This is a genomic window from Corallococcus sp. EGB (genome assembly GCF_019968905.1).
Taxonomy (GTDB): domain Bacteria; phylum Myxococcota; class Myxococcia; order Myxococcales; family Myxococcaceae; genus Corallococcus.
On the sequence record NZ_CP079946.1, the window covers coordinates 6,305,277 to 6,324,601 of the forward strand.

16 protein-coding genes and 2 tRNA genes are annotated in these 19,325 nt (G+C 68.7%); 8 read left to right on the forward strand and 10 right to left on the reverse strand.

Annotation, left to right across the window (positions count from 1 at the left end):
* Positions 1–25: 25 nt before the first annotated feature.
* The 3 genes from KYK13_RS25925 (at position 26) to KYK13_RS25935 (ending at position 721) form a co-directional block, all read left to right on the forward strand.
* Entirely contained in the window at positions 26–436 is a 411-nt protein-coding gene (locus tag KYK13_RS25925; protein ID WP_223634659.1) for a hypothetical protein, read from the forward strand.
* Between the two features lie 61 nt (positions 437–497).
* Positions 498–568, forward strand: a tRNA-Gln gene (locus KYK13_RS25930).
* A gap of 81 nt (positions 569–649) precedes the next feature.
* Positions 650–721 (forward strand) — tRNA-Glu (locus tag KYK13_RS25935).
* A 117-nt stretch (positions 722–838) separates the two neighbouring features.
* Here the strand turns inward: KYK13_RS25935 and KYK13_RS25940 are convergent.
* Positions 839–1,807 carry a response regulator gene (locus KYK13_RS25940; protein WP_223634662.1) on the reverse strand — a complete coding sequence of 323 codons (969 nt, stop codon included), beginning with the start codon at positions 1,805–1,807 and terminating at the stop codon, positions 839–841.
* Between the two features lie 72 nt (positions 1,808–1,879).
* Between KYK13_RS25940 and KYK13_RS25945 the strand changes: the two genes are divergently transcribed.
* The gene (locus KYK13_RS25945; protein ID WP_223634664.1) at positions 1,880–2,452 is read left to right on the forward strand and encodes a hypothetical protein; all 573 of its coding nucleotides are present in this window, start codon (positions 1,880–1,882) and stop codon (positions 2,450–2,452) included.
* Here the strand turns inward: KYK13_RS25945 and KYK13_RS25950 are convergent.
* Both KYK13_RS25950 and KYK13_RS25955 read right to left on the reverse strand, forming a co-directional pair.
* On the reverse strand, positions 2,430–3,587 hold the full coding sequence (locus KYK13_RS25950; RefSeq protein WP_223634666.1) for a sensor histidine kinase: 1,158 nt from the start codon (positions 3,585–3,587) through the stop codon (positions 2,430–2,432). The two genes, KYK13_RS25945 and KYK13_RS25950, sit on opposite strands and share 23 nt — an antisense overlap.
* 135 nt (positions 3,588–3,722) lie before the next feature.
* Positions 3,723–3,983: a DUF2795 domain-containing protein gene (locus tag KYK13_RS25955; RefSeq protein ID WP_223634668.1), complete on the reverse strand. Its 261-nt coding sequence runs from the start codon at positions 3,981–3,983 to the stop codon at positions 3,723–3,725.
* A 194-nt stretch (positions 3,984–4,177) separates the two neighbouring features.
* On the opposite strand from KYK13_RS25955, the gene KYK13_RS25960 reads away from it, so the two are divergent.
* Positions 4,178–4,384 (forward strand): hypothetical protein, encoded by a 207-nt coding sequence (locus KYK13_RS25960; protein ID WP_223634670.1) that lies wholly within the window; start codon positions 4,178–4,180, stop codon positions 4,382–4,384.
* A 63-nt stretch (positions 4,385–4,447) separates the two neighbouring features.
* Here KYK13_RS25960 and KYK13_RS25965 read toward each other — a convergent pair whose 3' ends face one another.
* The 7 genes from KYK13_RS25965 to KYK13_RS25995 form a co-directional block, all read right to left on the reverse strand.
* Positions 4,448–6,088, reverse strand: coding sequence for a pyruvate dehydrogenase complex dihydrolipoamide acetyltransferase (locus KYK13_RS25965; RefSeq protein ID WP_223634672.1), 1,641 nt, complete (start codon positions 6,086–6,088; stop codon positions 4,448–4,450).
* A gap of 6 nt (positions 6,089–6,094) precedes the next feature.
* Positions 6,095–7,081, reverse strand: a complete 987-nt coding sequence (locus KYK13_RS25970; RefSeq protein WP_223634674.1) for a pyruvate dehydrogenase complex E1 component subunit beta — start codon at positions 7,079–7,081, stop codon at positions 6,095–6,097.
* A 53-nt stretch (positions 7,082–7,134) separates the two neighbouring features.
* Positions 7,135–8,262, reverse strand: a complete 1,128-nt coding sequence (gene pdhA / locus KYK13_RS25975) for a pyruvate dehydrogenase (acetyl-transferring) E1 component subunit alpha (RefSeq protein WP_223634677.1) — start codon at positions 8,260–8,262, stop codon at positions 7,135–7,137.
* A 132-nt stretch (positions 8,263–8,394) separates the two neighbouring features.
* A complete protein-coding gene (locus KYK13_RS25980) occupies positions 8,395–9,162 on the reverse strand; it encodes a hypothetical protein (RefSeq protein WP_223634681.1) in 768 nt (255 codons plus the stop codon).
* A 45-nt stretch (positions 9,163–9,207) separates the two neighbouring features.
* Positions 9,208–10,779 (reverse strand): hypothetical protein, encoded by a 1,572-nt coding sequence (locus tag KYK13_RS25985; RefSeq protein ID WP_223634684.1) that lies wholly within the window; start codon positions 10,777–10,779, stop codon positions 9,208–9,210.
* 101 nt (positions 10,780–10,880) lie between these two features.
* Positions 10,881–12,353: an MFS transporter gene (locus KYK13_RS25990; RefSeq protein WP_223634687.1), complete on the reverse strand. Its 1,473-nt coding sequence runs from the start codon at positions 12,351–12,353 to the stop codon at positions 10,881–10,883.
* An 87-nt stretch (positions 12,354–12,440) separates the two neighbouring features.
* A complete protein-coding gene (locus tag KYK13_RS25995; protein WP_223634690.1) occupies positions 12,441–13,121 on the reverse strand; it encodes an NUDIX hydrolase in 681 nt (226 codons plus the stop codon).
* A gap of 130 nt (positions 13,122–13,251) precedes the next feature.
* Here KYK13_RS25995 and KYK13_RS26000 point away from each other — a divergent pair, with 130 nt between their 5' ends.
* The 3 genes from KYK13_RS26000 (at position 13,252) to KYK13_RS26010 (ending at position 19,256) form a co-directional block, all read left to right on the forward strand.
* Positions 13,252–15,648: a bifunctional UDP-sugar hydrolase/5'-nucleotidase gene (locus tag KYK13_RS26000; RefSeq protein WP_223634693.1), complete on the forward strand. Its 2,397-nt coding sequence runs from the start codon at positions 13,252–13,254 to the stop codon at positions 15,646–15,648.
* Positions 15,648–17,630, forward strand: coding sequence for a hypothetical protein (locus KYK13_RS26005; protein ID WP_223634696.1), 1,983 nt, complete (start codon positions 15,648–15,650; stop codon positions 17,628–17,630). Before KYK13_RS26000 ends, KYK13_RS26005 begins: the two co-directional genes overlap by 1 nt.
* A 93-nt stretch (positions 17,631–17,723) precedes the next feature.
* On the forward strand, positions 17,724–19,256 hold the full coding sequence (locus tag KYK13_RS26010) for a hypothetical protein (RefSeq protein WP_223634698.1): 1,533 nt from the start codon (positions 17,724–17,726) through the stop codon (positions 19,254–19,256).
* The last annotated feature ends 69 nt before the right edge of the window (positions 19,257–19,325 follow it).

The following is a 19,325-nucleotide window of genomic DNA, read 5'->3' on the forward strand; positions in this document are numbered from 1 at the left end:
TCGCCGGGCCCTATCTTGGCCGGCGATGACGCGACCGCTTGACAGCCTGCGACCCCATTTCTATAAGGCGCGCCCGCTCGGGGCGGTGCTGCTGGCCCTCTGGGCAACGGCCTCGGGCGCCGAGCTGGTGAACGGCGCCCAGATTCCGGATGGTGCCCAGAAGGTGGGCGAGAACAGGTACCGGGCTTCGCGAGACTTCGACGCGACGCTCGACTACTACAAGAACGTCTACCCGGCCTCGAGCTACCCGAGGCGGTCGATCGTCAACCAGCCGGGCGTCAAGGCCGTGCACATCTCCAACCCCTCGGGGAAGAACTTCGAGGGGCTGAATATTTACGAAGCGAACGACGAGGTTCGCATCTACGTCGTCCCGCTGCAGGGGGCGGCGAAGCCGGCGAAGAAGAACGAAGCCAAGCCGGTCAGAAAAACGAAGTAGTTGAAGTCAGCAGCAGAAGTCGGTAGTAGAAGCGCCCGCAACACCGCAGCACGCAGCGCCTTGGGGAATCGTCTAACGGCAGGACAGCAGACTCTGACTCTGCTTATCTAGGTTCGAATCCTAGTTCCCCAGCTGAAAATCTCCGGTTGACGAAGCGAAACGGAGAATGTAGGAAGCAGCAGCAGAAACGCAGCGGTTGTAGGGAAGCAAGCCGGCCCTGTCGTCTAGTGGTTAGGACGGAGCCCTCTCACGGCTCAAACTCGGGTTCGAATCCCGGCAGGGTCACACTGAGACGCCCACCTTCGAAAACGAAGGTGGGCGTTTCGCTTTGCGGGCTTGGACGCCTGTGCCTGGAGACGGATGCGGCCGGGTGGCCGCTCCCCCGCCACGCGCTTTCCTGCCTCAGGACACGGCGGGGATGCTCTGGCGGAACGCGTCCAGCGCCGCGGTGAGCCGCTGCTGGGCGCGCTGGATGCCCCGGCGCATCAGCAGCATGCGCACCTTCTCCGGCAGCACGCGGGCGGCGTTGGATTGCCCGTAGCCCACCAGGTCCATGCGCAGGGTGATGGCCTCCAAGAGGTCGCTCAGGTCGGCGTCGGCGCCGGCCAGCAGCACCACGTCCGGGGAGCGCCCCTGGAGGCGCTCCGCCAGCGTGTGCCACTGTGGATCCCCGGTCTCCACCACCACCACGTCCGCGCTCTCCAGTTGGGGCGAGTACGGCGGCAGCTCCACCACTTCGAAGTCCGCGTCGCGCAGCACCTTCACGGCCTCGGCGCTGCCCACCACCGCGACGCTGCCGCCGTGGCCCATGCGCACCGCCTGCTCATAGTTGCGCAGCTCCATCTCCAGCGCTTCGTGCGCGGGCTCCGGAGCGTCCCGGCCCGCGTCCAACAGCGCGGCGGCCTGACGGGCCATCTCCCGGGCGCCGTCTCGCGTGCGCACGCGCTCCGAGCGGCGCTCCAGCGCGGCGCGCACCTTGGCGCGCAGCACGCGCAGGTCGTCGAAGGGCTTCACGATGTAGTCGCTGGCGCCGGCGGCGAACGCGGCGATGACGGACTCGGAGCTGGCGTACGCGGTGATCATCACCGCCTCCAGCGCGGGCTGCATCCGCCGCGCCTCCGCGATGAGCTCCACCCCGCCCATGCCGGGCAGGTTCTTGTCCGTCACCAGCACGTCGAAGCGCTGGTCCTTCAGGAGGGCGAGCGCCTCCTCCGCGCTGCCCACGGGAGAGATGATGAGGTCCGCCTCCCGCCCCAGCAGGCGCACGCAGATGTCGAGCACCACCGGCTCGTCATCCACCAGCAGAACCTTCGAGGCGAGCGTCCCCCGCCCTTCCCCTTCACCTTCACCGGTCTCAAACGGGAGATCCATGAATTGGGAGGATCGCACAGCTCACGGACAACTTCGAGGGTCGGAAGCAGTCGCTCCCACTATGCTCGGTCCGTGAGCTTCGAAGACGCGCTCCGGGAGAACCGGGTGCCGCCGCGGCTGGGTGACGTGCGGCTTTTCTACGACGAGGGCCGGCTGGTGGGGGAATCCCTCCCCCCTGTCTGGACGCTGCGGCTGCTACCCACGCTCTTCCTGGTCCTGGCCGCCGTGTGCACGGGGGTGGGGCTGCTGCTGCTCGTCCTGGACGCGGCCCGGACGCCAGGCCCCGCGGCCCTGCTCTTCGTGCTGGCGGGAGGCCTGGTGGGCGGCGCGCTGGTGACGGAGGCCCGGCTGAGGCGGCGCCGCTTCGTGCTGCACTTCAAGACGGAGTCGCTGCGGCTGGAGACGCTCGCGTGGGCCCCGGGCGCGGCGCGCACGGAGGTCTTCCCCTTCGACGACGTGCGGGCGGTGCACATCGTCCAGCCGCCGAAGGGGGGATACGCACTCGTGGTGGAGTACGGCCCGGAAGGCGTGCTCCGGCGCGCACTCCTGGTGCGGGACGTGCGGCCGCAGGAGAGCGACACCCTCTACCGGGTGTGGCGGCTCCTGCACAACGCGTTCGGGCTCAAGGGAGCGGGGCTCGCTTGAAGGTGAGCTCGATTTCGGTGCCCTCGCCCGGCGTGGACGACAGGCGCAGCTGACCGCCGAACTGGGTCACCAGCTCCCGGCAGATGGAAAGCCCCAGCCCCGTGCCGATGCCCACCGGCTTCGTGGTGAACAGCGGCTGGAACACGCGCTCCTGGAGCGCCACGGGGATGCCGCACCCGTTGTCCACCACGGACAGCACCACGTCCTCATCGCGCGCCTCCCACCGCACGTCGATGCGGCCCGGACGGCCCGTGCCCTCCATGGCCTGCGCCGCGTTGACGATGAGGTTGAGCAGCACCTGGCACAGCTTCACCGGCCCGAAGACGATGCGGATGGGCTCGCCGCTGCTGGTGAGCCGCGCCCGGTCACGCACCTCCGCCCGCGCCAGCTTCACCGCGAACGACACGACCTCCGCCACGTCCGCGGTGGCCTCCATGTCCTCGCCGCGCGCCTGCGCGCGCAGGCCCAGCGCCACTCCGCGCAGATGGCTGGCGCCCTCGGACAGGTCCTTGATGAGCGACGGCAGGTCCTCGATGGTGGCGGACACCTCCGCGTCTGGATCCGTGGCCAGGTGGCGCGACACGTACTGCACCACCCGCTCCATGTCGCGCTGGAGCGACGACACGTTCTGCGTGAGGTAGCCCACCGGGCCCATCAGCTCGTGCGCGATGCCCGCCGTCACCTGCCCCAGCGTGGCCAGACGCTCGGACTTCATCATCCGGCCTTCCACCTCGCGGATGCGCAGCTCCAGCCGGGCAATCTTGAGCGCGTCCTCCAGCGCCGCCAGCAGCTCCGCGCGGTCCCACGGCTTGACGAAGTAGCGCGTCACCTGGCCGCGGTTCACCGCGTCGATGACGGCCTGCATGTCCGCGTACGCCGTCACCAGCATGCGCTTGGCGTCCGGCGCGATGGTGCGGGCGCGCTCCAGCAACTCCACGCCCGTCATCCCCGGCATGCGCTGGTCCGACAGCACCACGCCAATCTCCCCGCGCCGCTGCTCCAGCAGCGCCAGGGCCTCGTTGGGGGACGAGCACCGGAAGATGCGAAACCGCTGCCCGAAGTTGGCGTCGAACACCCTCAGGTTGAGGGCGTCGTCGTCCACGTACAGCACGGCGGGCAGGTCCGAGGCGTTCATGGAGCTCCTCCAGACCATGGCTTCCTCATCCGGAAGACAGGCTGGTCGCACCGAACATAACGCGCACGTCGGACCGCGCGCCTGGGGGTACCTTGTACCCAGGCCGGAACCGAACGTCGCACGGTGGACTTCTCCTCAGCGGGAGGCGTTCCCAAGCGTGAGGGCCACCATGTCCGCCGAGGAGAAACGGCCCCGGGGCAGCGTGCCCAGCAGCGACACCACGTGCGAGGGCGCCTCGTTCTCCCGCGCCACCCAGACCAGCTGCTCCGCGGTGAGCGGATACACGGCGCCGCGCAGCGCCTGCTGTAGCGAGTGCGCCAGGGACACCGTCGGGGTCGGCGGGACCGGTGAAGGCTCCACCTCCCGCAGTCCAAGTCCCAGGCGCTCGCGAGTCATGTCGTCGTTCATTGGGTGAGAAGTTAAGCAGCGAACCGCTCCGGCTGCCGACCTTTTTCGCCGTCCGGAGGAGTCAGGCAGCCAGGCGCTCTGCCCCTCCATCCCACCGGGTGGCCCCGCCAGCGTGCGCGTCCCACCGTACCGCCACGGAACGCTCAACCCATGCCCCCCGCACCGGGGAGGAGTGACGCACCATGGCGAACAAGAAGAACGAAGACGTGAAGCCCGTGAAGCACGTGGAGGCCACGCGCCCGGAGCCGTGGCCCGGCATCAAGGGCCGCAGCCCGGAGCACGAGGAGGACCTGGAGACGGGCACGCGCCGCGCGGACCAGGCGGAGGTGACGGAGGCCCAGCGCAAGCTGGAGGAGGACGTCGAGTCGGACGAGCCGAAGCGGGAGTAGCCCAAGCCATGCCCCGCCCCCGTGCGTGTCACACGGGGGCGGAGGCGGCGGACCGCTCGACCGCTAGAACAACAGCCGCGAGGGGTGCTCCAGGAGCCCCTTCAGCTCGCGGAGGTACTCCGCGCCGGTGGCCCCGTCGATGACGCGGTGGTCACCCGACAGCGTCACCGTCATCATCTTGCGCACCGCCAGCTGGCCGTCACGCACCACGGCCTTCTCCGCCACGGCGCCCACCGCGATGATGGCGGACTGGGGCGGGTTGATGACGGCGATGAACTGGTCGATGCCGTACATGCCCAGGTTGCTCACGGTGAGCGAGCCGCCCGTGTACTCGGCCGGCTTCAGGGCGCGCTTGCGGGCGCGCTCCGCCATGTCGCGGGACTCGGCGGAGATGGCCTGCAGCCCCTTGAGGTCCGCGTCGCGGATGACGGGGGTGATCAGCCCGTCCTCGATGGCGACGGCGATGCCCACGTCCACGGTGCCGAAGTGCAGCACCTGGTCGCCCTGGAGCGACACGTTCATCTTCGGTGAACGCCGCAGCGCGATGGCCGCCGCCTTCACGATGATGTCGTTGACGGACACCTTGAGGTCCAGCGCCTTGGCCTCCTCGCGGATCTTCACCGCGGCGTCCATCTCCACCTCCACCGTGAGGTAGAAGTGCGGCACGCCGGGCTTCACTTCCGACATGCGCTGGCCAATGACCTTGCGCATGGAGGACATGGGCACCGCCTGCGGCTCCGGACGCGTGCCGAAGGCGCGAACCTCCGGCTGTGCCGGAGCCTTCTTCGCCGCCGGCGCCTGCACGGGAGCCTTCGCCAGGCCCTGGCCCAGCGCCTGCTCCACGTCGCGCTTCACCACGCGGCCCAGGGGACCGGTGCCACGCACCTGGTTCAGGTCCAGCCCGCGCTCCTGGGCCATGCGCTTCGCCAGGGGGCTCGCGCGCAGCCGGCCGCCACCGCCAGAGGCAGGAGCCTCACGGCGCAGCGGAACGACCTGGCCCCCGGCGGGCGCGGACGGAGCCGCGGCGGGAGCGGGAGCCTTCGGCGCGGCCGGAGCCTGGGGCGCGGCCGCCGGAGCGGAAGTCCCCGCCTTGGCACCCTTGGGCGCGAGGAACGCGATGGGCGCGCCGACCTTGGCCATGTCACCCGCCCGCACCGTGATGCGCGCGAGCGTGCCGTCGTCGTACGCCTCCACCTCGAGGTTGGACTTGTCCGTCTCCACCTCGGCGATGGCGTCCCCGGAGGAGACCTTGTCCCCCTCCTTCTTGAGCCACTTGACGATCTTCCCCTCCGTCATCGTCGGGGAGAGCGAAGGCATCAGGATGGCAATCCCTTCGCCCGCGCCGCTGGCGGCGGGGGCCGGGGCCTGCTCGGGAGGCTTCGGCGCGGCGGGGGGAGCGGCGGCCTTCGGGGCCTCCGTCTTCTGGGGCGCGGGAGCCGAAGGCGCTCCGCCGGTGGCCTTCTCACCCTGCGCGCCGAGGTAGCCGATGGGGGCGCCAACAGCGGCGACCTCGCCCTCGGGCACGGCGATTTGGATGAGATAGCCGTCGTCGAAGGCTTCCACCTCGAGGTTGGACTTGTCGGTCTCCACCTCGGCGATGGCGTCTCCGGAGGAGACCTTGTCTCCCACCTTCTTCAGCCACTTGACGATCTTCCCCTCCTTCATCGTCGGGGAAAGGCTGGGCATCTGGATGGGCGTCGCCATACGCGTTCAGGCTCCCTCGCGGTACAGGACCTTCTTGATGGCGGCGATGATCTTGGGCGCGTCCGGCTGGGTCGCGTTCTCCAGGTTCGCCGCATAGGACATGTTCACATCCAACCCGGTGACGCGCACGATGGGCGCGTCCAGGTCGTCGAACGCCTGGGACTGGATGAGGTCCACCACGGACGCGCCAACACCGGCCAGCGCCCAGCCCTCTTCACAGATGACCACGCGGTTCGTCTTGCGCACGCTCGCGAGGATGGCCTCCTCGTCCAGGGGCCGCAGGGTGCGCAGGTCCAGCACCTCCACGCTGATGCCTTCCTTCGCCAGGGCCTCCGCGGCCTCCATGCAGAAGTAGTACATCCGGCTCCAGGTGATCAGCGTGACGTCCGTGCCCTCACGCTTCACGTCCGCCTTGCCCAGGGGAACGAGGTGCTCGCCCTCCGGCACCTCTCCCTTGATGGCGTAGAGGCGCTCGCCCTCGAACATGACCACCGGGTTCTCGTCCCGGATGGCGCTCTTGAGCATGCCCTTGGCGTCCGCCGGGGTCGCCGGGGCAATCACCTTCAGGCCGGGGAAGTGCGCGTAGTTGGCCTCCAGCGCCTGGCTGTGCTGGCTGGAGAGCCGGCCGCCCGCGCCACCCGGGCCGCGGAACACGATGGGGCAGCGCAACTGGCCGCCGCTCATGTGCCGCAGCTTGGCCGCGTTGTTGACGATCTGATCCATCGCCAGGATGGCGAAGTTCCAGGTCATCATCTCCACGACCGGACGCAGGCCCACCGCCGCCGCGCCCACGCTGAGGCCGGTGAAGCCCAGCTCGCTGATGGGCGCGTCGATGATGCGCGCGCTGCCAAACCTGTCCAACAGTCCCTGGGACACCTTGAACGCGCCGTTGTAACGGCCCACTTCCTCGCCAATGAGGAACACATTGGCGTCGCGCTCCATCTCCTCGGCGAGCGCCTGGTTCAACGCTTCGCGATACATCAACTCGGGCATCGTCGGCTCCGAACTCGAATCTCGAAAGGGTTGTGGCTGATGGAACGTGAGCGCTAGCGGCTCAGGCCCGCCTTCTTGTCCGCCTGCTCTGCCTCGGCGCGGGGCTCCAGGTCCCACGTCACCTTCAGCTCCTGGCCCGACGGGTACTTCGGCCAGTTGGTGACCTTCACGCCCAGCACGCGCTCACGCGGACGAACGTCCTCCTCGCCCGGCTCCACGATGGTGTCGCGCCACAGCTCGTCCACGCTGGGCTCGGGCGACTCGTCGGCGAACTTCACCGCCGCGTCCACCGTGCGCTTCTCCTCTTCTTCAATGGCTTCGAAGTCCGCGTCGGTGAGGCCATAGCCCTGCTTCATGGCGAACTCGCGCAGCTTCGGGATGGGGTCGCCCTTGCGCTCGTCCTCCACCTCCTGCTTGGTGCGGTAGTTCGCCGGGTCCGCCATCGAGTGGCCGCGGAAGCGGTACGTGTTCGCCTCCAGCAGCACGGGGCCCTTGCCCGCGCGGCAGTACGCGGCGGCGTCCTTCACCGCCTCGTACATCTTGAGGACGTCCATGCCGTCCACCGCCTCGCCGCGCATGCCGTACGCGGAGGCGCGCTTGTGGATCTCCGGCACCGCGGACGTGCGCGCGATGGCCGTGCCCATGCCGTAGCGGTTGTTCTCGCAGATGTAGATGACCGGCAGCTTCCACTTCTGCGCCATGTTGAAGGTCTCGTGGAACGAGCCCTGGTTGGCGGCCGCGTCGCCGAAGTAGCACACCGTGACGCGGTCTTCGTTGCGATAGCGGCTGGCGAAGGCCATGCCCGCCGCGAGCGGAATCTGCCCGCCGACGATGCCGTAGCCGCCGTAGAAGTGGTGCTCGATGTCGAAGATGTGCATCGAGCCGCCCTTGCCCTTGCTGTAGCCGGTGCCCCGGCCGAACAGCTCCGCCATGATCATCCCGGCGTCGCTGCCGCGCGCCAGCGGCTGTCCGTGGTCGCGGTAGGCGGACAGCATGTAGTCATCCGGGCGGATGGCCTCGTTGCAGCCCACCGCCACGGCCTCCTGGCCGATGTAGAGGTGGCAGAAGCCGGCGATCTTCCCCAGCGTGTACTGCTGGCCGGCCCGCTCCTCGAAGCGGCGCATGAGGTACATCTTCCGGTACATCGTCAACAACAGGTCCTTCGAGTACGCGCTGGCCACCGCGGCATGCCTCCGGTTGGGCCGCCCCTTGAAGACCCGAGGGGGAAAGGGCGGCGAACGCCGTGCGCCTCTTAGCGCGCGGCCATGGGACTTCCAAAGCCTTTCAGAAACGTCGTCCATCACGCCTTTCTTTCAGGCGCGGTGCGTCACGTCCTCCAGCGAGAAATGGGGCACCGACACGATGCCTTCCATCAGTTCCACGGCACGTCCCGAGTGGTCCGTGGCCAGGTGGATGACCGTCGCCTCCGGGAAGCGCCGACGGTAGTCATTGGCATGGGTGGGCTCGTTGTCGAACGCCGCCACCACGGTGCCCATGCGTCCCAGCCGCGCGTGCGCCTCGCGTTTGAACGCATCATCGTTCTCCGCGAGCGTGGGCTTCATGACGAGGTGCACGCGCCCGTCCTCTCCAGGCGGCGTCACCATCCCGCAGCGGGCCAGGCACGCGACGGTGCCCTCGCGCATCACCTCGTGACGGCCGGTGAGGTAGACGACCTGCGCGCCCGTGACGGCCACCGCCTGGGTGAACGCCGCCGCGCCTTCGATCGCCTCGTCGGAGACGCAGTAGGCGCTGGTGAAGAAGCGCTCCTGCCAGAAGGCGCGCGCGTCCGCGTAGCGCTGCTCCACCTCCGCGTCCTGCATGCCGCACGCGCGCATGGCGGCGCGCATGTCCCAGCCGGTGTCCCAGTGGTGCGGCTCGCACGCGGAGAGCAGGCTCAGTGACCGGGCGTCGCCGTACTCGCGCAGGATGCGGGCCTGGCGGGGCCGGTTGTCGAAGAGGGTGGAGTCCAGGTCGAACGCCAGCACGGCCTGGGGGCCGAGCGAGCGGGCCTTCTCCAGGATGCCCCGGAGCGTGGCGCGCCAGTCCGGCCGCACGCGTTGCTTGAAGTCTTCAAATGCCATGGACGCCGGAAGATACATGCCCCCGGCGCGAGGCTGGCCATCAAATCACGCGCCCTGGCGCAACGTGGCCGGCTGGAGGGGCAGCGACCCCACGGCCTCCGCGTCCTCCGGGCCCCGGGCGGAGTGCTGCATGCGCTGGATGCCGTTGCGATCCAACACCAGGCGCACCAGCTGCGCGGACTCGTGGCGAACACCGTCCTCCATGACGGTGAAGCGGAACACCAGGTCCACCGGGTAGCGCTTCGCGCCGCGGATGTGGCCCACGGAGAAGTCCCCCAGGTCCACGTACTCCAGCGCGAACTCGGGCTCGTCCATGTCGCGCAGGAAGCGCCCCACGTTGAGCCGCAGGATGTCCGTCACGCCGGTGAGGCCGCGCTCGGAGCGGGGCAACAGGCGCGCGTCCAGCACGATGCGCTTCTGGTAGCGGATCACCGCTTCGGACAGCTCGCCCTGGGACACGGTGAGGAAGTCGTCCTGCAGCCGCAAGGACGACACCGCCTTGGGCACCTTCACCGCCGCGCCGTAGTCCACGCGCTCCTCGCACGTGCCGATGGCGCGCGCCGTGACGGGGTCCACCAGGTCCGTGGTGCGGTCGTACAGGTGCGTGGCGGCCACGCGGCTGAACATGCGCCGCAGCCCTTCCTTGATGCGGTCCTTCATCATGTAGCCGACCACGGCGATCAGGAAGAAGTTGAGGCTCACCTGCGTGAAGCGGACCTGCGCCCAGAGCGCCACCGACGTGGCGAACGCCATGGCCACGCCCGCCGCGATGGCGAACAGCACCTCCTCCCAGCCCTGCCGCCCCGAACGCCGTCGCGAGGACAGGAAGAGCACGTTCATGCAGAACTTCTTCAGGAAGCCCAGCCGCTGCATGTACTCCTCGTTGTCCCCCGTGGGGCTCAACACGGAGCGCAGCCGGTGCTCCTTGCGGTAGGACTCCTCGCGCAGCACCGCCTCCATCAGCCCCTTGCGCAGGGCCAGCCACGGCCCCGAGCGCGGCAGCGAGTCCATGTCCGCCACCGCGCGGCGGAAGAACTGCTCCACCAGCAGGCTCACGTACTCGTCCACCAGCCGCAGCGACGCGCGCGTCTTCTCCTGGAGCTTCGCCTCGCCGGTGGCGCGCAGCCACGCGCGGAAGCGCTCCAGCACCGCGGGCACGGAGTCCCCCGCCGAGCGCACCACCGACTCCAGATCCGCGCGGCCCGCATCACCCGCCTTGGCTTCACAGCGCGTCTCCACCGTGGTGGCGAACCGGCGCAGCGCGCCCCGCAGCACGCACGAGAAGAGCTTCGCCTGGTAGACGACGTCCGCCTCCGGCGCCACGCCCGTGCGCTGCCACGCCTCCAGCTTCACCAGCGGAGACCCCTCCGAGGACAGGAGCTCCCCCAGCCCCATCACCGGCGTCTTGAAGCGCACGTAGTTGTGGATGTCCGCGTAGAAGTCCGCGCGCGGGTACGTCTCCGCGTCGATGTTCAGGCTCGACGGCAGGAAGAGGTACGCCTCCACCAGGTAGCGCGTCTCGTCCGCGCCCGTGGGCTGGTACTCGAGCTTGATTTCGAACTGCTTGCGGTCGTGGACGTCAAACCGGCTGTGGAGCGCTTCGGGGGCCTGGGACACGGACAGCAGTCTATGTCACAGGTCTGTCACACGGGAGCGCCCAAGACTCCGGGACGACGGAGCGTCCGGGCCGACACACCCGGACCGCTCCCCTGGGGGCATCAACCGTTGGTGCCCGTACGAGACGACGCGCCCTGCACGACGCCCGGGACGACGTCGCCCACCGGCAGGGGGGCCGCCGTCTTCGGCTGGGGCTTCGCGTTCCACACCCGGGACGCCAGCACCAGGCCCATGACGGCCAGGGGCAGCATGGCCAGGGGCCAGGGCTTCCAGTTGGCCGGGTCCTTCATGGCGTCGCCGGTGGGGAGGATCTTCCCGTAGACGAGCGCGTGGACGGCCGTGCCCGCGTACACCGCGCCGTCGATGATGCCCACCACGATGCCCGCGTTCTTCTTGCCGCCGAAGTCCATGGTGGCCGTGCCGGACAGCATGCCGTGCACGCCGATGACGCACAGGGACATGAACACCACGGACCAGCCAGCGCCCGCCGTACCCAGCAGGAACACCGCGCCGACCGCGCCCACCAGCAGGCCCGCGTAGAGGACCGCGGACACGGGGCCGCGGCGCGAGTCGAAGATGCGGTCGCTGATGACGCCCGCGAACATGCCGCCCAGGATGCCGGCGACGCACGACAGCATGCCCCAGTTGGAGGCCACGAAGCCGCCGCCCTCCCCCACCGCCTTGGCGTACTTGGGGAACCACTGCATCACCGCGTTGCGCAGGAAGCCGCTGCAGAACTCCACGCCCAGGATGATGAGGATGACGCGGTTGCTCAGCATCTTGGCGAAGAGCTGCGGCACGCCGAGCGCCGGGCCCGTCTCCCCGCTGGACGCGTCCGCCACGTCGAAGTCCGGGTGGCCCGTCTGGGACGGCGTGTCGCGGATGACGAACGCGTCCAGGACGAGGAAGCCCACGAGCAGCGCCGCGGGCACGAAGAACACCCACCACACCGGCGCCGCGTCCGCGATGAAGCGGCACCAGTCGAACGCGAAGTACAGGCCCAGCGAGATGAGGATGCCGAACACGCCGCCCAGCTGGCCGCGCTCGCGCACGTGGAACCACGACGCGTTCACCTTGACGATGGAGACCGCGCCGAAGCTCTGGAAGTACATGTTCACGCTGTAGAGGACCGACAGCCACACCACCACGCCGCCCGGCGGGTCCCAGCCGTTCTTCAGCACCGCGTACACCAGGCCGCCCATGGCGATGTTCGCCGCCGCGCTGCCGCCCGCGGACAAGAGGATGGTGAAGCGGCCGCCCAGCTTGTCCGTCAGCGGGCCATTGAGCAGGAAGGCCACGCCGTAGGTCAGCGTGCCCCAGAAGAAGATGTTGGCGAAGTCCGCGTTGGACGTCTGGGCCCCCATGGCGCTCGTCGCCACGTTGAGGTTGTAGCGCCCCATGTAGAGGAACGCGTACGTGAGGCCCAGCGGGAACCAGTTGAAGAAGCGGCGGCGGAGGAACGCATCGCTGTGCCCCAGCTCCACCTTCGGAAGCCGTGAGAGCACCAGGCCAATGGCCCCGAGCAGGATGACGATGGGAAGCAGCTGGGCCAGCCACGGGGGCAGGAACGACATGCGACGAACCTCGCCTGCGTAAGAAGGAAGCGGAACGGGGCCGCACCCTACCCCGTCCGTCCTCACCCCGGAAACTCCCAGCGGACTTCAGGAGAGCCGGGCGAGCAGCCGCGTGAGGGACACCTCCGTCTTCGCGTCCGCGATGTCACCCTTCCGGCACGCATCCAACACCGACTGCAGCGGACGCCACTGCAGGTGGGCGCCCTCCTCCAACGGAGAGCCGTCTCCCTCCACCTCGCCCTGCGCCACGCCGGTGACATCCACCGCGGCCGGGAAGACCTTCTCCGACAGGATGCCCGGCGCGAGGAAGAACGCGCCGCCCAACAGCTGGATGTCCTCGGGCCGCACCGTGTAGCCCGCCTCCTCCTTCACCTCCTCCGCCGCGCGGCGGCGCAGCCCGTCCTCGCCCTTGTCGGACGGCTCCAGCAGGCCCGCGACGATCTCCTCCACGCGCAGGTAGCTCACCGTGTCGGGCACGGTCATGGACGCGGTCTGCTCGCGGCGGAAGTACGCCGCGGGGCGCAGGTTCATGCGAGTCAGGACTTCCAGGTTTCCATCCGACGCGCGGCGATAGATGAGCACCGACACCGCGTCCAACCGGGGACGGTCCACCACATCCACCCGGTACACGGGAGAGGAGGAACCATCCGCGCGCCGGTTGCGGCAGCGCAGCCGGCGCACCCGGAGGAAGCCCTCGTCGCAACGCGCCGTGGCGGAGAAATCCTCGATGATCTCGATGTCAGTCACATTGGAACTGCTGGGACGCATGTCTGCCTGCTCTCCTGATGCCCTGGTAGGTGGAGGTGCCACGGTGGCGTTGCTTGCCCGTGCACCCTTGATCTCGTAGGTTGCGCCGTCCTCAAGTCGTCACTCCCCACGAATCACGGATCCCCCACGAATGTGTCGCGCACTGCTCGGCCTCTTCTGCGCCTGCGCCCTGGCCCTCGCCTCGTGCATGCCTGTGCTGGAAGGCCAGGATTACCACCTCGAGGGTCAGGAGGTGCGGCTTACCCTGCTACACACCTCTGACATCCACTCGCGCCTCATCCCGTACGACTTCACGCCGCTGAAGACGGACCAGGACCTGCAGCTCATCCCGGAAGCCGGCCCCTTCGGTGGCGCCACGCGCATCGCGTCCATCCTCAAGCGGGAGCGCAAGAAGGGCGACCGCATCCTGCACCTGGACTCGGGTGACTGCTTCCAGGGCGCGCCCATCTTCAACGTGAACACGGGCGAGGCGGAGTTCCGCTTCCTCTCCGAGCAGCACCTGGACGCCGCCGTGGTGGGCAACCACGAGTTCGACGCCGGCGCGCTCAACTTCACCCGGAAGGCGCGCGACTTCGCCAACTTCCCGCTCCTGGCCGCCAACTACTACTGGGACGACCCGAAGACGACGGGCACCAACGGCACCGCCATGGTGACCAACCCCTACACCATCAAGACGGTGAAGGGCCTGCGGGTGGGCGTCATCGGCATGGCGAACATCTCGTCGCTCAACTCCATCGTGGAGGGCGGCAACAGCCTGCAGGTGACGCCGCTGGAGCAGAACGAGGCCGCGCGCGCCTACGTGGAGCTCCTGCGCCCGGTGACGGACCTGATTGTCATCGTCAGCCACCTGGGCCTCACCGAGGACCAGGATCTGATCCAGGGCTACGAGGCCTATTATGAGTACGGCCGCGCGAAGCCCTTCATCGAGCGCCAGCACGACGCGTGGAAGGTGCTGGAGTGGTTTGGTCCCGAAGGCAACGACAAGTCGGTGGTGCGCGTGCACATCGCGGGCGTCCGCGGCATGGACGTGGTGCTGGGCGGCCACCTGCACGTGGTGCTCAACCCGCCGCAGCTCGTCACGGACCCCAGCGGCCGCAAGGTCGTGCTGTCGCACTCGGGCGCGTTCGCCAAGTACGTGGGCCGCCTGGAGCTGGTCGTGAAGATGCCGCAGCACCTGGGCGAGGGCGAGGGCGCCGAGGTCATCAGCCAGGACTACCACGCGTTCCCGGTGGACGGCCTCTGGTGCAACGAGGCGATGCGCACGTTGCGCTTCGGGAACGGCATCTTCTGGGACCCGGGCGCGTTCATCAACGCGCCCGGCGTGCGCGAGGCCATCGCCGAGTGCGGCCGCCAGGAGGACGCGCAGACCACGGACCTGCTCATCCCGTACCTGCTGGGCATGGACGTGAAGCTGCAGCTCACGTCCATCTTCTCCTACGCGCCGACGGACGTGCAGCGCCGCAACAACTCCAACGGCGGTGACTCGCCGCTGGGCAACATCGCCGCGGACTCCATGCGCAAGCGCAACCGCGTGGAGGCGGAGATGGCGCTCACCAACAGCCTGGGCATCCGCGACAACCTCTACGCGGGCGTCGTGACGCAGGAGGCGATGTTCAACGTGTTCCCGTTCGAGAACACCATCAACATCATGTACCTGTCCGGCGTGGAGATGCAGGAGATGTTCGACTTCGTCACCGAGCGCTCCTCGGAGCGCGGGTGCGTGAGCCAGGCTCAGATCTCCGGCGCGCGCTTCACCATGGACTGCGCCCAGGTGCAGCTCAACGACCTGCGCATCGCGTGCACCCCGGCCACCGTGCAGAAGGACTGCCCCCAGGAGAACCGCGAGGGCCACGCGCCCTGGCAGTGCCTGGAGGACACCAGCGGTTCGCGCTGCTGGGCGCACCCGGGCGTCGACATCCAGATCAACGGCAAGCCGCTGGACACCAACGGCACCTACAAGATCGCGGTGAACGACTACATCGCCAAGGGCGGCTCCGGCTTCACGGTGCTCAAGCGCAACACCACGCGCATCGAGACGGGCATCAGCCTGCGCGACTCGCTCATCGGCTACATGCAGGGCTTCTGCACCTGCGACGACATGCTCAACGGCCGGGAGACGTCCAGCAACGGCACGCGCTGCGGGTCGCTGGTCAATGGCAAGTGGACGGTGGATGAGAAGACGCTGAACTCCTGCAAGGTGTCCAAGGCCTTCGAGGACGCGCTCAACAACAAGGTGGGCAGCTGCTCCTGCCTGGAGCTGCTCAACGTGCCCGCGGACGCCGCGAAGCAGCAGCAGGCCATGGCCCGGTGCGGTCTGCCGGACACGACGAAGGAAGCGGCCCTGGCGCAGTGCGCGCTGCCGCAGGGTCCCTACACCGGCCGCTGCACATGCCGGGACCTGCTCACGGGGGGCAACCCCACGTGCGGTACGGTGACGAGTCAGCTGCGGACGTTCTGTGAGAAGCCCACAGCCATGCCCATCGCGAACGCCATCGAGGATGGCCGCATCGGGCGGAGGGTGAAGTGATGAAGCGACTCTTCCTGCTGTCCACGCTGGCCCTGGCGGCCGGCTGTTACACGAAGGAGTCCGAGACCCCCATCGGCGTCACGTCGTTCCGCGTGGAGGTGACCGGTATCACCACCGGCGACTCCAACGCGGCGTTGCTGCCGGTGGTGAACGCGTGCGCCGCGAAGTACGGCAACAACCAGGACGCGGTGCCGCCCGAGATCCGCGGCACGGCGGAGTGCCTCTACACCCTGCCCCGCACGAACGTGGACATCAACCTGTCCATCACCGCGATCGACGGCACCGGCGGGGAGATGACCTCCTTCAACGGGCCGGTGTCCTTCCGGGTCATCCCGGGAGACCTCACCGGTGACTACAGCAAGCGCTGGACGCAGCTGACCAACGGCAAGGGCACGGGCAGCGTGCGCGTGGCCCACCTGTATGGTGAGACGCACGTCTGGGTGCAGGACCAGGACCTGAAGCTGGACTACGCGGACGGCGGCGTGGTGGGCGACCTGTCCCAGCTGCCCCAGGAGCCGGCCACGCGCAGCTACGCGACGGGCCTGTCCCCGGGCATCCGGTTCGAGGAGCCCACCATCGCGAGCATCAACCTGCCGGAGGGCGGCTCGGAGACGAGCGTCTTCATCAAGCAGTTCATGCGCGTGGGCCGCAACCCGGAGGCCGGCGAGCCGCTGACGCAGAACTGCGACCCGTCCGACCCCAACAACGGCAAGCAGATGATGCTGCTGGTGACGGGCACGGACTCCAGCGGCTTCTACGTCACGGACATGACGGCCTGCCGCGTGCCGGAGCGGAGCGTCGCCGGCGCGAACATCCAGACGCCGGAGCCGGACGGCTTCAACCCGGGCCGCTTCAACAGCATCTACATCTATAACTACTCCTTCCCGGAGGGCCTGGACTCCGGCGACCTGCTCTGGACGCTGTCCGGCACGGTGGCGGAGTTCACCAACACCACGCAGATGAGCTTCCCCGCATGGACGGTGCGGGAGAACGTGCGCCTGCTGCCGCAGGACCAGTGGAACAAGTACCTGGACCAGGTGCCGCCCGTGGAGATCAACGGCCGGCTGTGCGGCTTCAGCGCCTCGCCCTACCTGGACGACATCCTGTGCGGCTACAGCTACAAGAACTACAAGATGGAGAGCCTGGAGTCTTCGCTGGTGAAGCTGCGCCGGGTGAGGTTCCCCAAGGTGTTCCGCAACTGCGACGCCAACGGCAACAACGACATGCCCATGTTCTGCCCGGTGGGCAGCGGCGCGTCCCGCAGCTGGCAGAACTGCTTCGAGGAGCCGCCGGATGATCCGGACCTGCCGGAGCGCAAGTGCGTCATCGACTGCACGCTGGGCATTGGCGAGTACGCCGGCACCATCTGCGCGGAGAAGACGACGTACACGAACTTCGGTCAGTTCGTCGTGGAGATGAACCCCGTGGGCCCCGCCTCCCTGGGCATGGACGAGTCCGTCGCGGACCGCATCATGAACGTCAAGGTGGGCACCACCTCCGTGCGTCCCAGCAAGACGCTGCCCCAGGGCTACCGGTTGAACGTCATCTGTGATCAGCCGGTGCGCGCTCGCTTCGGCCCGGTCAGCGTGACGGCGGACCAGACGGGCACGCTCATCCCGGCGAACAGCCGCTACGAGTACACGCTGCAGGGCTCCGAGGTGACGGTCGCGCTGGTGCGCGACGCCGCCGCCACGGCCGACGCCACCTGCAAGGTGGCGCCGGACACGCGCTCGCGCATCAGCCTGCAGATCAAGGACGCGGTGCCGGACCTCAACCCGGACTGCAAAGAGAACGACACCGACGCGGCGAAGGCGCTCCAGTGCAGGCAGCTGCGGGCGGCCACCTTCGACGTCGTCGGTCACCTGAAGCACGTGGGTCCGGCGCGTCCGCGCTGGAACGTCCTGCCGCGAGACCAGGACGACCTCTGCTGCTACCCCGGGCCCGGGATGGAGTGCCCGAAGCCCATCAAGCCGTGCCCGTAGTCATCCACCTTTGACCAGTCGCATTGCGCGCCCCGGCTCACCGCCGGGGCGCAGGGAGGAGCGGTCTCCCCCGGACCGCTTCCTGGAGGGACATTGAAAACGTTGCAGACGCTGGCCCTGGCGGGCCTGACAACCCTTTCCGCGCCCGCTTGGGCCGGGGACTTCGTGGACACCCGTCTGTCGTTCGTCTTCGCGGACGACAACGTGCTGGCGGGCGCGGGAGAGACCACTCCCAACAGCCCCAACGCACGCTTTGGCGCGGGCAACCAGAACACGCAGTTCTACGACAACTTCAACACCAAGTTCTCCGGCTTCGAGACGCTGTCGAACGTCGTGCTCTACAAGCGCATGCCGGCGTTCTTCGAGGGCCTCACCACGGAGGCGGCCCTCACGCTGCTGGTGCTGGAGCGCCCGTCCGGCGGTGTCGACATCCTCGACAACTCCAGCTACGTGCGCCTGAACTACCAGCCGCCAAGCTGGGGAGAGAAGGAAGGCATCTCGCTCACCGGCTTCCCGGTGTCCGCGGACCGCTTCCGTCTGGGCTATGCGTACCGCATCTCCTGGGGCGGCAGCTCCATCTTCACCAATCGCGCCACCGCGGCGGGTGTGCCGGGCGCCAAGCTGCAGATCACCCGCGACCGCTGGTACGCGTACGTGGGCGGCAAGACGGCCCTGGTGCTCAACGACCTCATCCTGGAGCAGGAGACGCTCTACGGCGTGATGGCCGGCGCGGGCTGGGACATCCTGGACACGCTGCGCGTGGAGGCCGGCGGCGGCTACTTCCAGAAGGGCATCGTCCCGGGCCTGGCGAACCAGTCCATCGAGGCGCCCGTCAACTCCTACGGCGCGTCCGCCCAGGTCGTCTACCACGTGGGCGTGCCGGTGGGCACGAGCGTGGACTTCCGGCTCTACAAGAACGACCCGGAAATCTACCAGCGCTTCTTCGCGCCGGAGCAGTACCCGGGCGGCCTGTCGTACTCCGTGTCGCTGGAGGGCAGCTACCTCTCGCAGACGCTGCAGGACCCGGACAAGTTCGGCGCGACCAAGTACCAGGGGGCGACGGCGCTCGCCTTCCAGGGCCGCGCGAAGTGGAACCGCTTCCGCTTCAACGCGCTGGCGCTCGTGCGCAGCCTGTCCTTCATCCAGTTCGACGTGCCGGGCTTCCCGCCGTTCCAGGACTTCCCCACGGGCACCGTGCTGAAGCCCGAGGTCTTCGGCGCGCTGGGTGTGGACTACAACATCGCGGGCCTGCACCTGACGCCGGGCTTCATCTTCGGCGCGCAGCAGCCGGCGTCCTTCCGCAGCCCGGTGCCGCTCATCGGCGGCAGCAACCCGCCCCCCGCCCTCACGGGCACGCGCACGGTGGTGGTGCGTGACGCCAACCAGCTGAGCATCCTGCCCAGCACCTGCGGCGGCTCTGGAGCGTGCGAGGCGCAGCTCATCTGGTCCGCCAAGGCCACCTTCCGGTGGGACCTGTCGGAGACGGTCGCGGCGGTGGGCGAGGTCTACTACACGTACGACACCAACCGGACCACGTTCGAGGACGACGTGACGGGCATCGCGCAGCCGAACTTCGAGAAGCCGCACGCGCTGGGCTTCAACACGCTGCTGCAGGCGCGCTTCTAGGCCGCCCTGCCCATCCCGGTTCCACCGTGGGGCCCGCCGTGAAGCACGGCGGGCCCTTCGTGTTTCCGG